This window comes from Novosphingobium arvoryzae, assembly GCF_014652615.1.
Lineage (GTDB): Bacteria > Pseudomonadota > Alphaproteobacteria > Sphingomonadales > Sphingomonadaceae > Novosphingobium > Novosphingobium arvoryzae.
The window spans coordinates 1-15,151 of record NZ_BMZD01000003.1 but is presented as its reverse complement, the minus strand read 5'-3'; the positions used below and the strand labels follow the sequence as shown (position 1 = coordinate 15,151).

13 protein-coding genes are annotated in these 15,151 nt (G+C 63.1%); 3 read left to right on the top strand and 10 right to left on the bottom strand.

Annotated features, from left to right (window positions below):
• The 4 genes from prsR to IE113_RS06605 all read right to left on the bottom strand — a co-directional run bounded on the left by prsR (position 1) and on the right by IE113_RS06605 (position 6,364).
• Positions 1–1,377, bottom strand: a complete 1,377-nt coding sequence (gene prsR, locus IE113_RS06620; RefSeq protein ID WP_189539716.1) for a PEP-CTERM-box response regulator transcription factor — start codon at positions 1,375–1,377, stop codon at positions 1–3.
• 1 nt (position 1,378) lies between these two features.
• Positions 1,379–3,493, bottom strand: coding sequence for an XrtA/PEP-CTERM system histidine kinase PrsK (gene prsK / locus IE113_RS06615; RefSeq protein ID WP_189539714.1), 2,115 nt, complete (start codon positions 3,491–3,493; stop codon positions 1,379–1,381).
• A gap of 1 nt (position 3,494) precedes the next feature.
• Positions 3,495–4,880, bottom strand: a complete 1,386-nt coding sequence (locus IE113_RS06610) for a TIGR03013 family XrtA/PEP-CTERM system glycosyltransferase (protein WP_189539712.1) — start codon at positions 4,878–4,880, stop codon at positions 3,495–3,497.
• Positions 4,881–4,975: 95 nt separating this feature from the next.
• Positions 4,976–6,364, bottom strand: coding sequence for a helix-turn-helix domain-containing protein (locus tag IE113_RS06605; RefSeq protein ID WP_189539710.1), 1,389 nt, complete (start codon positions 6,362–6,364; stop codon positions 4,976–4,978).
• A gap of 168 nt (positions 6,365–6,532) precedes the next feature.
• Here IE113_RS06605 and IE113_RS06600 point away from each other — a divergent pair, with 168 nt between their 5' ends.
• Positions 6,533–6,709: a hypothetical protein gene (locus tag IE113_RS06600; protein ID WP_189540720.1), complete on the top strand. Its 177-nt coding sequence runs from the start codon at positions 6,533–6,535 to the stop codon at positions 6,707–6,709.
• Positions 6,710–6,857: 148 nt separating this feature from the next.
• Positions 6,858–7,397: a hypothetical protein gene (locus IE113_RS06595; protein ID WP_189539708.1), complete on the top strand. Its 540-nt coding sequence runs from the start codon at positions 6,858–6,860 to the stop codon at positions 7,395–7,397.
• Between the two features lies 1 nt (position 7,398).
• Here IE113_RS06595 and IE113_RS06590 read toward each other — a convergent pair whose 3' ends face one another.
• From IE113_RS06590 to IE113_RS06565, 6 genes are all read right to left on the bottom strand, one after another.
• Positions 7,399–7,995 carry a DUF3501 family protein gene (locus IE113_RS06590; protein WP_189539706.1) on the bottom strand — a complete coding sequence of 199 codons (597 nt, stop codon included), beginning with the start codon at positions 7,993–7,995 and terminating at the stop codon, positions 7,399–7,401.
• 41 nt (positions 7,996–8,036) lie between these two features.
• On the bottom strand, positions 8,037–9,362 hold the full coding sequence (locus tag IE113_RS06585) for a heterodisulfide reductase-related iron-sulfur binding cluster (RefSeq protein WP_189539704.1): 1,326 nt from the start codon (positions 9,360–9,362) through the stop codon (positions 8,037–8,039).
• Positions 9,363–9,465: 103 nt separating this feature from the next.
• Positions 9,466–9,891, bottom strand: coding sequence for a rubrerythrin family protein (locus tag IE113_RS06580; RefSeq protein WP_189539703.1), 426 nt, complete (start codon positions 9,889–9,891; stop codon positions 9,466–9,468).
• Positions 9,892–10,024: 133 nt separating this feature from the next.
• Positions 10,025–11,359 (bottom strand): M20 metallopeptidase family protein, encoded by a 1,335-nt coding sequence (locus IE113_RS06575; protein WP_189539701.1) that lies wholly within the window; start codon positions 11,357–11,359, stop codon positions 10,025–10,027.
• Between the two features lie 444 nt (positions 11,360–11,803).
• A complete protein-coding gene (locus IE113_RS06570) occupies positions 11,804–11,998 on the bottom strand; it encodes an H-NS family nucleoid-associated regulatory protein (RefSeq protein WP_189539699.1) in 195 nt (64 codons plus the stop codon).
• Positions 11,999–12,096: 98 nt separating this feature from the next.
• Positions 12,097–12,978: a hypothetical protein gene (locus IE113_RS06565; RefSeq protein ID WP_189539698.1), complete on the bottom strand. Its 882-nt coding sequence runs from the start codon at positions 12,976–12,978 to the stop codon at positions 12,097–12,099.
• Positions 12,979–13,126: 148 nt separating this feature from the next.
• Here IE113_RS06565 and IE113_RS06560 point away from each other — a divergent pair, with 148 nt between their 5' ends.
• Positions 13,127–14,926, top strand: coding sequence for a hypothetical protein (locus IE113_RS06560; RefSeq protein WP_189539696.1), 1,800 nt, complete (start codon positions 13,127–13,129; stop codon positions 14,924–14,926).
• The last annotated feature ends 225 nt before the right edge of the window (positions 14,927–15,151 follow it).

The window sequence follows — 15,151 nt, the reverse complement described above, 5'->3', positions numbered from 1 at the left end:
TCAGGCCTGCAGGTCGTATTGCTTGAGCAGGTCGTAGAGCGTCGGGCGGCTGATCCCCAGCAGCTTGGCCGTCTGCGAGATGTTGCCCTCGCTGCGGGCCAGCGCATGGCGGATGACGCGCCGGTCGGCCGCCTCGCGCGCGGCCTTCAGGTTCAGCACTGCCTCGCCCGCCTCGTCCGGTTCGGCAAGGTCGAGGTCGGCAGCCGACACCAGCTTGCCATCGGCCATGATGACCGCGCGCTTCACCCGGTTTTCCAGTTCGCGCACATTGCCCGGCCATTGCCAGGCATCGATCGCGGCCAGCGCATCGGCGGCAAAGCCCTTGACCGCCGGGTTCATTTCCCGCGCGAAGCGGGTCAGGAACGCGCGGGCCAGCAGCCCCGCATCGCCCGGCCGCTCGGCCAGGCTGGGGATCCGGATGACAATTTCGGCCAGGCGGTAGAACAGGTCCTCGCGGAACCGCCCGTCGCCGATCATCGCTTCGAGGTCCTGGTGCGTGGCGCAGACAATCCGGGTGTCCACCGCGATGGACTTGCGCGAACCGATCCGCTCGATCACGCGTTCCTGCAGGAACCGCAGCAGCTTGACCTGCAAGGGCAGCGGAATGTCGCCCACTTCGTCAAGGAACAGCGTACCGCCGTGGGCTAGCTCGATCTTGCCCTCGGTGGTCTTGACCGCCCCGGTAAAGGCGCCCTTCTCATGCCCGAACAGCTCGCTTTCCAGCAGGTTTTCGGGAATCGCCGCGCAGTTGATCGCCACGAACGCGCCGCCCGCGCGGTCGCTGGCGTCATGCAGTCCGCGCGCCAGCAATTCCTTGCCGGTGCCGCTGGCCCCCAGCAGCATGACCGAGACGTTGGTGTTGGCCACCCGTTCGATCGTGCGGGCCACCTTGACCATTTCCGGCGCGCCCGTGATCATCCGGCCGAGCACGCGGTTGTCCTCACCCGATCGCGCGGCAAGCTGGCGGTTTTCGGCCTCGATCCGGTGCAGTTCCAGCGCGCGACGGACGATCAGGCCCAGCGCCTCGATATCAACCGGCTTCTGGTAAAAGTCATAGGCCCCCTTGGCGATGGCCCGCAGCGCGGATTCCCGCGCGCCGTGGCCGCTGGCCACGATCACCTTGGTGTCCGGTTTCAGCGCCATGATTTCATCCAGCACCGCAAAGCCCTCGCTGGTGCCATCGGCATCGGGCGGCAGGCCCAGGTCCAGCGTCACCACCGGCGGTTCGTCCGCGCGCAGCGCCGCCAGCGCGCTGGCGCGGTCGCCGGCGATCACCACGTCGAATTCGGGATAGGCCCATTTCAGCTGCGCCTGCAGACCCGGATCGTCCTCGACGATCAGCAGCTTGGGCAGCACCTTGGACTTGGCATCGGACATTTCAGGCAACTCGTTTCGCGGCAAGGGTGTCGATCAGTTCGGCGGCATCGTAGAGCGGCAGGTGAATTGTGAAGCGACTGCCCAGCCCTTCGCAGCTTTCCACGTCCAGCCGCCCGCGCATCGCCCGGATCAGTTCGCGCGCTTCATAGGCGCCGATCCCGAACCCGCCGGACTTGGTGCTGTCGAACGGCTTGAACAGGCGGGTGCGGATGAATTCGGGGCTCATCCCGGTGCCGGAATCGAGCACTTCGATCACCCCGCCCAGCCCTTCGCAGGCCACCCGCACGAACACCGGCGCGCCGGCAGGGCTGGCATCGATCGCGTTCTGGACCAGATGGACCAGCACCTGTTCCAGCGAATCCGCCTGCGCGGCCACCCGGCACGGCGCGGCTTCCACCAGCTGGACGTTGTGCAACGCCTGGAACTGCGCCGCGACCCGCGCCGCAATCTGATCGGCAGCGACCGGCTGGAGCGTTTCGATGGCACTGGAACCATAGCGCGAGAGGCGCGACAGCAACGCGTGCAGCTTGTCCGACGAATTTCGCAGCGTGATCATCATGTCCCGCTGGAATTCAGGATTATCAGAATGTTGCTCCGCATTCCTTGCAAGCAGGCTGAGCTGGCTGGCCAGATTCTTGATGTCGTGCATGACAAAGGCGATACGGCGGTTGAAGTCCTCGAACCGCCCCGCTTCGGCCAGTGCTGCCTGTCCGGCGTGCTCGGCCAGATAGCTGGCCAGCTGTTGCCCGGCGACGCGCAGCAGGTCGAAGTCCTCCCAGTCCAGCTTGCGCGGATGGGGTGGCCGGGCCAGCACGATCATCCCCACCAGCTGCTCGAAGTGCAGCAATGGCACCAGCGCCCAGGCGCGCGGCTCATCGCGCAGCCATTGCGGCACGGCTGCCGTGGCCTCCGCACTGGCGCGGCCCGCGCGCAGCTCGTCCAGGTCGGCCACGTATCCCTGCTGCTCGAAAAAGCGGCACTGCGCCGCCGACAGGGCCAGTCCCGGCACTTCGGCGGTCGGCCACTGCCAGCGCGCCGCCAATTCCAGCCGCCCGCCCTCGCCCGCGGTCAGCAGCAGGCCGGCGGGGCTGTCTGTCATGTCGGCCACGGCGCGGATCACACGCTGGTCCAGGCTGGCATCGCTGCCGCCCGGCTTGGCGATCGTGCGGGTAAAGCGCAGCCACTCGCTGCGGTAGTCATAGCGATGCTGGAACAGGTGCTTGGCCACCATCACCCGCATCCATCCGCGCATCCGGGCCGAGGCGATCACCGCCACGCCCAGCACGGTCGCCGCGGATACCACGCCCAGCTGCAACGACATCGCCAGGTTCCCGCCCGACCATGACAGCCACTGGGCCAGCGCCACCATCGCGATCAGGTAGCCCCCGATCAGCATCAGCGACAGCGACTGGAACGTAACCGCACGCGAGGGCCGCAGGTTGACTTGCGCCCGGCCCGTCAAGGCCCCGATAGCCAGCGTCGACGCCGCCGCCAGCACTGCGACCGAACGCAGCGCCCCCAGCATTTCCGGCATCCCATGGGACAGATAGGCGACCGTGTAATAGTTGAGGTCAAAGCCCCAGAGCGTGAGCAATGCCCCGGCGGGCCAGCGCAGCAGCAGCCGCGTTTCCGCCCGCGCGCCGACATAGAGGTTGTGCACCAGCACCAGCCCGCCGATCTGCAGCAGCAGGTGCAGCAGCGTCAGCGACTGGAAGGCATAAGCCGCCAGCGGCGCCTGGTCCGCGCTCGCCGCGCCAAACAGCGCGTGGGCAAAGGCCTGCACCAGTTCGACGAAGCCCAGCGCATAGAGCATCGGCCGCACCGGCTGCACGCTGGCCAGCCGGCCATCGACCGCGAACAGGCGATAGAGCGCGAACAGCCAACCCAGGTTGCGACCCGATTCGGCCATAGCGGTGATCGCCGCTTCCTGCCCCAGCAGACCGCACCCCAGCGCCCAGAACCCGGTCGCGGCCAGCGCGACCGCAAGGGCGCGGGCGGCAGGTCCGAACCGCTCGACCAGCCGCCACAGCCAGGTCGCGACCACGCCGCACGCCGCCGCGGCCAGCAGCCACAACAGCGCCGCAACGCCGGGCCAGATGGAACCCGCCAGCGTCATCCTAGCGCGCGCCCTCGTGCCACAGCACCACGCGCAGCGTCTGCAACAGGATCAGCAGATCAAGGAACGGCGTGTAGTTCTTGGCGTAGTATAGGTCGTATTCCAGCTTGTGCCGCGAATCCTCGATCGAGGCGCCATACGGGTAATTGATCTGCGCCCAGCCGGTGATCCCCGGCTTCACCATGTGGCGTTCGGCGTAATAAGGCAGCTTTTCTTCCAGATTGGCCACGAATTCCGGCCGTTCCGGGCGCGGGCCGACGAAGCTCATTTCGCCCTTCAGCACCGCCCAGGCCTGCGGCAACTCGTCGATCCGGACCTTGCGGATGAACTTGCCCAGCCGGGTGACGCGCGGATCGTCCTTCTGCGCCCACTGCGCCCCGTTCGCCTCGGCATCGGTCCGCATCGAGCGTAGCTTGATCAGGTCGAAATTCTGGCCGTAGAGCCCGACGCGGGTCTGGCGAAAGAACGCCGGACCCTTGCTGTCCAGCTTCACCAGCAGCGCGAACAGCGCGATCACCGGGCCGGTCAGCACCAGCAGCAGCGCGCTGGCCAGGATATCGAAAATCCGCTTCGCCGCGCTCGACAGCGCCCGCCCTGAGGAAAACCCGTCCGAAAAGATCAGCCAGCTGGGATTGACGGTGTCGAGATCCACACGCCCCGTCTCGCGCTCGATGAAGCTGGAAAAATCGTTGACGTGAACCCCGGTCGTCTTGATCCGCAACAGGTCGGCCAGCGGCAAGGCGTTGCGGCGCTCCTCCAGCGCCAGCACCACTTCGCTGACATCCAGGTTCTCGACATGGCGGGTCAGGTTGTGGATCGCCCCGCGCGCAATGGATTCCTCGACCACCGGCGGGCTATCGGTCATCGCCACATAGCCGACGATCACGAACCCGCTCTCCGGCCGTTCCGAAAGCTTGCGCAGCCGGTCCGCCCGCGCCCCGGCCCCCAGCACCAGCACCCGGCGCCGGAACGCGGCCGTGCCCAGCAATCCGCCGATCACCAGCCGGTTTAGCACCAGCATGACAATCGCGATGCCCATCGTATAGGCCAGCGTGGAGCGCCAGAAATTGTGCCCGCCCAGCAGGAAATCGACAAAGGCCAGGCCGATCACCCCCAGCGAGATCGCTACCAGCAGCCGCGCCGTGGCGAACCGCATCGAGCGCAGCGCGTCCGAACCGTAGACCCCCACCGCGATCATCGCGGTCAGGATAATGACCGAGAACGCCGAGAGCTGCCACAGACGGGTCAGTGTCTCGCCCGCATCGATCCCGATCTGGCCGGCGCGGACCCGCCAGGCAATCTCACCAGCCAGGCACAGCAGCACCAGGTCGATCAGTCCCAGCAGGATCACCGCGTGCGGGATATAGTGTTTGAATAGGCGGATCATCGTCCCTTGGGCGGCCTTCGGTGTGAATGGTCCGCCCCGGCCTAATGGCCAAGGGTGAAATGTCGGTAAATTTTACAGATCTTGGTTGCCGAAACCTATCCGCGAAAACTGAACGGTGTCAGGCCCCTGATCCGCTCATCGAATTCCAGCGCCGCGCCGCGCGGCGGCAGGGCGCGTTGCAGGCACGACGCGCGGTGGCACTGCGCGCAGCCCGGCCCGATCGGCACCGCATGAACCGGATCCAGCGACAATCCGCGGGCCTGCGCCAGCTGCCCGGCCAGCCGCGCTTCCAGCCCCAGCACGACGGCAAAGCGCGCCGTTCCGGCCCCCAGCGTCCCGCTGCGCTCCACGGTCTGCGCCAGCGTCAGCCAGCGCGAAGGCTGGCCCGCCCCGTCCGGCACCTCGACCAGTTGCACACAAGTCCGCCCCGCCCGCTCGAACGCTTCATGCGCGGCCCACAGCGGGCAGCTCGTCTCGCTTTCCAGCAGCAGCGTTCCGCTCGCCCCGGCATAACGCTTGGAATACTGCCCGGCGCGGTCGATCCGGGCCATGAAGAACGGCAGGCCCCGCTGGCCGACCCGCTGCAGCGTGGTCAGGCGATGGGCCAGTTGTTCGAAGCCCACGCCAAAGCGGCGCTGCAGCAGGTCAAGGTCATACCCCGTCGCCTCGCACGCCCGCATGAACCGGCCATAGGGCATCAGCAGCGCGGCCGCGAAATAGGCCGCCAGATGGCGGCGGAACAACCGCCAGGCCGCCCGGTCGGTGAACTGGGCACCATTGGCAATCGCGGCAATCTCGTCGCGCTGTTCCAGCAGCGCCAGCTGCACCGCGACCTGGAAATTGCGCGAAGGGCCGTCCAGCACTTCGGACAGCTGCAATTGCCGCGCGTGCAGGTCTAGCCGCCGCAAGGCATCCGGCATGACGTCGGCCGGCAGGATCCGCACGGAAAGCTGATGCTTCTGGCGCAGCCGCTCGGCCAGCGCCGCACCGATATCGGCGTTCGACAGGCGCAATTCGTCGGCCAGCGCCTCGGCCGCGGCATCGAGGTCGGCAAAGTGGTTGCGCCAGCGCTCGATTTCACGCCGGACAAGGTCCATCGGATCGGTCGAGGCCGCCGCCACATCCTTGCCGCTGGCATCGAACAGCCGGGCAAAGGCCAGCGCTGCCTGCGGTGCGGCCGCCAGCCATTCGGCAATCTCGTCGCGGTCGATGGCCAGATCGGCAAAGCGTTCGTCGGCCAGACGGCGGCGCAGCCCGTCAACCCCGCCCACCGCCTCGTCCTGCCGCAGGCTGCGCGGATCGAAGTCGAACTGCTCGGCCAGCACCACCACCAACCGCGCCGACAGCGGGCGCTGATTTCGTTCTATCAGATTGAGATAACTGGGAGAAATGCCGAGCCGCGACGCCATGGCGGCCTGGGTCAACCCTTCGCGGCGGCGCAGGCGGCGAACGCTGGGTCCGGCAAGGATGGTCGGATCGCTCATCCCGCCCATTTGTCATATTATTTACAACTTGACAAGAAATATTGGATTTTCAGCGCCATCCACACAACATGATTTGTAATTTTCACTACTCAATCCAGCCCACCCAGGCCTATCAGGATGGGGAGGCGGACAAGAGGGTCCGCTCCGCAGCAACGAAGGAATACCCCCATGGAAACCGCGCAGATGAACGAAATCCGCGAGCCGAGCCGGGCCCGCGCGCTGCTCTCCAACAACGATTTCCGCCTGCTCCGCCAGGCGCTCGCCAGCCACGCCCGCTCGACCGAGGAACCCGAAGAACTCGCGCGGATCAGCGCGCTCTATCATCGGCTCGGCTCCTACGCCTGACGCCCACTAAACTCCTGGGCCACTACCAACTCCTGGGGAGGAGTAACGACGGTCGTCGGCGCGCCCCTTTCGCGCCGGCGGCCGTTAATTTCATGGTAACCATAAGCGCGCGACGCATGGTTAACCTGTTGGTGCGATAAGCTTTCGCATGCGCCGTCCGGTTCAACCCCTGCCGATTTCACCCAAGCTGCTCAAGCACTTCGCCGCAGCCACGGTCGTGCTGACCGGGCTGATCGCGTTGTTCGCGGGCGGGGAGCAATCGCAGATCGCGCAGGAACTGGCCGAGCGCGAAGCCCGCAACCAGCTGGAGCAAACCGAAGCCGAAGTGATCGGCACGCAGGACGTCGGCCAGCCGGAAACCACCCGCACCAAGGGCAGCTGGGGCAGCGACGGTCCAGAGAATTCCGGTTACAGCGGCGCATCGACCGACCCCAATCCACCGCCGATGCTGGCAGGCCGGCCGCCGCGCGGCCCGCAGGTCGGGCCGATGCGCGGATCTCCGCCCTACCTTACGCCGCCACCCGGCGCGGCCGGCAGCAGTGCCAGGCTGCGCGGCATTCCGGTGAACGACGAGCGGGAAGATGCTTCCAGCCGAACCCCCGCCCCCACCAGCCCGACCGCCGATCAGGCCGCCGCGCTGCTGGAATCGTCAAGGGCGCGCTCTGGCGGCTCCGGAGACGTGGACTAGTTCAGAAGCATTCCCGGCTCAGGAACGCGCGAGCGTCCGGGCTGATCAGCGCGGCGTGGCCATAGTTCGGATGGTCGATCACGAACAGCGCGCTGCCCTCGCCCGATTTCCACGCGGCGATGGCTTCCGGCGTGAAATCGAAATGGAAGAAGTGGACCGCGCTGGCCTTGTTGTCGCTGGCGCGGGTGCGTTCGGTATCGCCTTCGGCGCGCGCCGCGATTTCATGGCCGCCGACCTGGATCTTGATGTGGTTTTCCACGCCGCCAATCGTGCGCAGGAACGCATCGCGCCGTTCGGGATCGCCGATTTCGAAGAACACCGTCGCGGTCAGCTCGCTGCCCTTGGGCACCATCGGGTCATAGGCCGCCAGCTCGTCGACCAGCTGCTCGTCCCCGCCCTTCTCGATCCGGAGCATTTCCTGGATCTGCAGCCACATCGAATCCCAGTTCTCGAACAGGACCGTGGCATAGGGACCGACCGCCAGCCGCGTGAGCTTCTTGCGCTCGATCGCTTCCTGCTTCTTGTCGGCGCGGATCAGCTCGTACTGGTCCAGCGGCATGATGTCGGCAGCGGTGATGCTACGCTGATCGCGGGGCATTGCAATTATCCTTACAAGTTCATTCGGTTGCGTAAATTTCTTTACAGACCGTAGGCTTTCGCCATGATTTCAATCGGATGACCGATACGCTCCGGCACTTCACCGCCGTTGGCAGCGATCACCTGCTTCAGGTGCGGACCGGCCAGCGGGCATTCGGACACGATCATGTCCGGGTTGCCTTTGACCAGGTTGCGCGCGGCGGGCTTGCCCACCTTCACGGCACGGTCGAAGTTTTCCTTGAAGATGCCCCACTTGCCGCCGTGGCCAGAGCAGCGCTCGGTCAGCGCGGGCTTGGCTTCGGGGATCAGGCGCAGCATTTCCATCGCCTTCGGCCCCATGTTCTGGGCGCGGGCGTGGCAGGCAAAATGCACGGCAATCGACGCCGGCATCGCCTCGATCGGGGCAAGGCCGGTCTCCTTCGAGAGCGCGACGATGTATTCCGACACGTCGAACGTGTGCTTCGACAGCTGCGTGACGGCGTCGTTGCCGACCTCGATCAGCGGCCATTCGAACTTCAGCATCAGCGCGCAGCTGGTGGTCAGCGGCACGACATCCCAGCCATCCGCGATCAGCGGCGCGAAATGCGCGGAAATGCGCTGGGCAGCGCTGGCGACAGCGGCCAGGTCGCCATTTTCCAGCTTGGGCATGGCGCAGCAATCGGGATGCTCGATCCGCACGCGCACGCCGTTGTGCGCCAGCACCTTCACCAGCGCGAGGCCGGGGGTGCCGTCGTTGAAATTGTCATGGCAGCCCGCATAGACGGCCACTTTCTTGCCAAACGCCGGGCCATCCGGGTTCGGCGCGGGGATGATCCCGGCGGCCTGGTTGACCAGCGGCGTTTCCATGAACGGCGGCAGGTGCGCGCGCCGGTCGATCCCGGCGACCTTTTCCATGATTGGCCGGGTCAACCCGTTGTCCTGGTCGGTCGCCCAGTTGGCGAGGCCCGCCAGCGCCGTGCCGAGCCGCCCGTTGCGGTCCATTTCGGCCAGCTGGGTATCGGCGAACGAGGTCTGCCCCTTGCGATGCTCGACCGCGCGGTAGCGCAGCATCAGGTGCGGGAAATCCAGATCGAAGCTGTGCGGCGGCACATAGGGGCACTTCGTCATGAAGCACATGTCGCACAGCGTGCAGGCATCGACGACGGCCTTGAGCTGGACCGGGGTCAGGTCCTCCACTTCCTCGTTGGGCGCCTCGTCGATCGCGTCGAACAGGATCGGGAAGCTGTCGCACAAGTTGAAGCAGCGACGGCAGCCGTGGCAAATGTCATAGACGCGGCGCAGCTCGGCCTCGAGCGCGGCTTCGTCGTACCATGATTCGTCCTGCCACGGAATCGGGTGGCGGGTGGGCGCTTCAAGGCTGCCTTCCATCGCGGAATTCCCCTGTAAATTTCACGACAACGATCAGATCGTTCAGTCAAAAAAGATTACGGGCGGCGAGTGCAATTGCTGCCCCCGCCGCCCGCAGTCATGATCACGCGTCGGCGAGCAGGCCGTCGAGCGTCTTCTGGAACTTGCCGGCGTGGCTCTTTTCAGCCTTCGCCAGGGTTTCGAACCAGTCCGCGATTTCGTCGAAGCCTTCTTCGCGCGCGGTCTTGGCCATGCCCGGATACATGTCGGTGTATTCGTGGGTTTCGCCGGCGATCGACGCCTTCAGGTTGGCAACGGTGTCGCCGATCGGTTCACCGGTGGCCGGATCGCCGCACTCTTCGAGGTATTCGAGGTGGCCGTGCGCGTGGCCGGTTTCACCTTCGGCGGTCGAGCGGAACACGGCGGCAACGTCGTTGTGACCTTCGATGTCGGCCTTCTGGGCGAAGTACAGGTAACGGCGGTTGGCCTGGCTTTCACCAGCGAACGCGGCCTTGAGGTTTTCCTCGGTCTTGGAGCCCTTGAGTCCCATGATAACTCTCCTGTTGGTGGAAATTCGACGCACCCTAGATGGGCCGCGCCGCCGGTCCTTTCCATCAGGAAATTCCGCGAAGATTAATCGCCAAAAGCGATCAACTTAATGAGAATAATTCGCAAAACTGCCCTCAGCGTTTGGGCATCAGCTCCATCGCCGCACTGGCCAGCGCTTCGGCCCCGGTCGCGACGACCTGATCCGCCTCTGGCGCCCAGAACGGGCTGTGCAACCCGTGCAGCACGCGCCCTTCCCGCTTGGCCGCGTCGAATTCCTCCTGCGGACGCCCTCCCACCCAGAAGATCAGCGTCTTGATCCGTTCGGGATCGGTGCGGGCAAACGCGCCGAAATCCTCACCCGCCATCGACGGCGGGGTTTCCACGACGCGCGCGGCGCCAAACCGGCCCTTGAAGAAGGTGGACATCCGCTCGCTGAAATCGGGCGTGTTCCAGGTGGCGAGGCCCGGATTGGGATCGACCGTGACCACCGGCATCCGGTCTGCCGGAACGCCCGCCGTCTGCGCCTCGCCCGCAGCAATGCGCTTGATCCCGTCCAGCAGCAGCTTGCGCGATTCGTCGGAATAACTGCGCACGGTCAGTTGCAGCTTCACTTCATCGGGAATGATGTTGTGCTTGGCCCCGCCGTGGAAGCTGCCCACCGTCACCACGGAGGGGTCGAACGGGCTGGCCTCGCGGCTGACCAGCGTTTGCAGCCGCATCACGATGGCGCTGGCCAGCACGATCGGGTCCTTGGTGGTGTGCGGATAGGCGCCGTGGCCGCCCAGCCCCTTGACCGTGATGTCCACGCTGTCGACATTGGCCAGCGCGAACCCTGGCTTCACCCCGATCGTGCCAGAGGGCAGGTCCGCCGTATCGTGGAATGCCAGCGCGAAATCCGGCTTGGGAAAGCGCGTGAACAATCCGTCCTTAAGCATTGCTTCTGCGCCGGAATTTATCTCCTCTGCCGGCTGCCCGATCATCACCAGCGTGCCCGACCAGCGGTCGCGGTTGGCGGCCAGAGCGCGTGCCGCGCCGATCCATCCGGCCATGTGGGTATCGTGCCCGCAGGCGTGCATGATCCCGCTTTCCACCCCCGCGGTCGAAACCCCGCGCGCTTTCGAGGCATAGGCCAGCCCGGTCTGTTCGACCACCGGCAGCCCGTCCATGTCGGCGCGGATCAGCACGACCGGGCCGGGACCGTTCTTCAGCACCGCGACCACGCCGGTCTTGCCGACCTTCTCCGTCACTTCGAACCCGGCCTTGCGCGCAGCATCGGCCATGATCCGGGCAGAGCGAACTTCCTGGAACGACAGTTCCGGGTTCTGATGCAGGTCGCGATAGATCGCCATCAGCTCCGGCAGGTCGGCCTGAACCTTGGCGCGCACCGGATCGGCGGCGGCAGGGGTCGAGACAAGCGCGACGAGCGCGGCGGCACCAAGGGCGATGGGGGTGAAGATAGGCTTGATCATGGCGCGCACGCTAGAGCGCAATCGCGCCCGCTGCAACGCTATCGGCGACTGGTGCCCCTGGCCAGACTCGAACTGGCACGGATCTCTCCAACCGATTTTGAGTATATAGCGTTTTTATCTAATTATTTGATATTAATAGCTTTTTATAATGTGTGTAGATTTTGTGTGTAGTTAAAATATTCCAAGCATCTGATAACCTTGGATTATCTTGCTCCATGCTACAGCACCGTTGCCATCTAAGGCATAAAAGTCCGTGCCCAGATAGCCCTCCCCGGACCTTCAACGACAAGCCCAATTAAAGGTCCACCGTCAAATCTGCGTTTACAGCGGCGAGCAGGCTGGGTGTGCTGTGGGCCCGCTACACGAGCAGCGAGGCAAGGGTTGCGGGCACTGTATGACGCTTAAAATCGCAGACTACAGCGCCCGTTCAGTGTTCATCCGTTATCAGCTTGCGTCCATAACAGCACGGCGCTTGCGGCGCTTGGTCATGTGCGGCTTCAGGTCTGCGTAGGAAATACCATAGGCCTTTGCGAGCTCGACAATCTGCTTGATCGCATCGGCCTGCTCAGCCTGCTTGGCAGCTTCAATCTGCTTTTCCAGCTCGGCCTTCTTGGCCATCAGCTCAGCAAGTTTGCTCATCTTGAGTTCCTTAAGGTGTTATGGATTTGGACCTGACCATTCCCATTGTATGGTCAGGGGCTGATATGGACAACCGAGTTATAGAGCTCGCTCAAATGTCACAGGAATTGACGTCGGATACCAAAGGTCGTTTCATAAGGCCCGGCAGTGACCTCTTGAACACGCTTTTGGCTAGATTTTTTGAGGGCCTCACGAAATGCAGGCACAAGCTTCTCATGCTCCTCCGTGATCACCGGAAAAACACCTTGCCCCACGTATTCAATTATCCTTTCGGCCTGCCGGACGATGCGCCCTGTCACTGATGCCAACATTGCTTTGGCTTCGGTGTCGCTGGGTGAGAGAGAGGTCATAACGCCAGCTTCATCGCCTATTTCGTATAGCGCAGCATCAGGTTTTGATTTGCGCAGAGTGTACACCTTATGATGCTGGTACAGTGACGTAAGTACGGGTTTCGTGAAGACCTGGTAGAGAGCTTGGCTTGCTCCCTTGTTGCGTAATTTATTTTCAGATTTGCGCAACAGGCTACGCACTTCTGCCAAAACACGCTCAATATCGCTGCCTCGATCAATGGTTAGGAGCAGCCGGTCATCTGCATCGTAGCTGTAACGCAGCTCTCCCTGCTTGACGATTTGAACGCTTTCCGAGCGAGGTTCGCAAAACAGATCACGGCCAGTTTCCAACCACCATGTTGGAAAATCAGTGTCGTGAACATCTCCGAAATCAAAATACAGTGCACGAAGCTCACTTTGGCCACGGGTCTCGCAGGCCGTTCGATAGGCTTCGTTTTCACGCAGAAAAAGCCACCAAAAGTAGTACACCGAGCATTGCCAAGGCTGCGCACCCGTAAACGGCACTGAGGGCCGCTTGCCCTTAGTTGCATCCTCCAAACGATCCGTTGGCGGCGCATATTGGAAATAATACAGCTCGTTATCGTAACGGATCATTGCCCAGCCATCCCATCCCCGTTGCAGCGAAACCATTGGCCCCAACGTTACGAACAGCATCTTCCAAAGGTCAATGTCGCACAAGAATCCAAGCGGCTCCTTATGAGAATTGTGCCCCCGTCAGCGCCAACCGGCCTGATGCGTGATCCGAGTGACACGCTCTACTGACGAAGGGAAACACGTCATGAATATCGCAAATGAAACCCTCGAAACCAGCATTGACGCTGCCAAGCTCACTGCCTTTGTGAGCAAGGCGCAGTCGGCTTACAAGCTGTACAAGACGGCGGCAATGGAATCCGCTGCAAACTGCTACCTGCTCTGGCACTTCGCGGCTTCCGAAGCTGCCGAAGATTTTGCCCGCGCATGGTTTGCCTCGCAGCTTGACGACTACAACGCCGAAGTTGACCGCTTCAACAACGCCCTTCCCGATCTCGAAGCCCGTGTTGCTGCCTATCTCGCGGGCGACAGCAAGGACATTTCCGCTGAGGAGTTCGCCAAGATCGAGGACTATCTCGGCTATTCCAAGGAAGACTGGGACAAGGCTGCCAAGCTCAAGGCCGAAGCCCGTGAAGGCGCAAGCCCGTTCACGGTTGTGGTCAAGTTCGTGTTCTCGTTTGCCCGCGCTTCCGATGCCTCGAATGTTTCGCGCTATGCAAAGGTGCTGGAATACATTGACCAGCACCGTGACCAGCTCGACAGCATGACCGAGGATGCGATTGTTGCGCTGCTCAAGAAGGCTGGCGGGTTCGAAGCCGCGCTCGACATTGCCCGTGGCAATGATCCCAATGCTGCCAAGACGGATGGCGGCAATGACACGGAAAATGGCAACGCCGACAACGAAGCCAAGCGTGACGCCAAGGTTGCTGCCATCAAGAAGGCCATCGATCTGACCGAACCGCTCGATACCATCGATTACGATGCCAAGTTTGCCCGCGATGGCTACGTGTTCATGGTTGGCCACAAGCAGAACGACAAGGTGTCCATGATCGGCGAACTGGATGTCTCGGCAAATGAAGCCAAGGCACTGGTGCTCAAGGTGGATACCGAAGCACTCGCCGGCCTTGACCCGATGTCTGAATTCGTCGCCAAGGTCTGTGAGATCAGCAGCCTTGTTCGCGAAGGCAAGAGCAGCATCTATACCGTTGACGGCTCGAGCTCTGGCGAAAAGCACAAGGTCACTCGCGCCTTTGCCCTGTGCGACGATGAGCGTGGCACGCATCTGCATGTTTCGGGCCGCTATACGGACACTTCGGCAGTGATCGTTGCTCGCCCTGCGAAGGGCATCAATATCGGTCAGTTGTCCGAGCCCGGCCGGTTCCTGATGCTGCCCACTGAGCGCGGTTCGGATGACAACGTCACCAAGACTGGCAAGGATCTCATCAAGCAGCTGGGCAGCATCGGTGATCGCGTCATGTTCGGCATGGAAGCAGTCGATGATATCGATACGCTGATCTGGCAGGTCGTTCCGAATGACAAGCCGCTGGAAGATTGCGCCATCGACCCTCGCTTTGTCTGGCAGCGCATGGCCAATCACAAGCACCTTCCGGTGGGCATTGACGAATTCACCTCGAAGGCTTGCGGCACTCTCTCCAAGGCCAAGGTGCAGGAAGTGCATGAGGACTATGTCTGCAAGTGGGCCAAGGCCAAGGAGGATGAAAAGAAGACCTTTCTTCCGATCATTGTGTCCAGTGACGGCCGGACGCTGACTTTCGAGCACGACAAGCACAAGACGTTCACGATTTCGCATGGCTCGAACCTCGGGCCTGTCGTGACCGTGCTGATGCGCCCGCGTGACATTGCTGACCTGTTTGCACTGCTCGCAGAACAGAACGCCACTGACTTCGTGTTGTCGATTGACCCCAAGGGCCTTTTCCATGTTGGCTGGTACGACAAGTACGGGGAGTACCGCGTCTACCTGCCGACCCTCAACGACAAGGGCGTGGTCAAGGACCGTTGCCTGACCACGCTCACCCCGGCCTGCTAGGCTTGAACTGACCCTGTTGGGATGCTGCCAGTCAGCATCCCAACATTGATCAATTTCTTGATTTACCCAAATTCCGGAGACCTAAAATGGACCGTGAAATCCATAACGATGCCGCATGGCCGTTCCCTCGGTACGCAAACCACATTGAAAACGACATCACGCCCAAGGATCAGGCCATTTACGTGCCGTCCGTGAGCCCCTCCCACGCTCAGATGATCTATGACG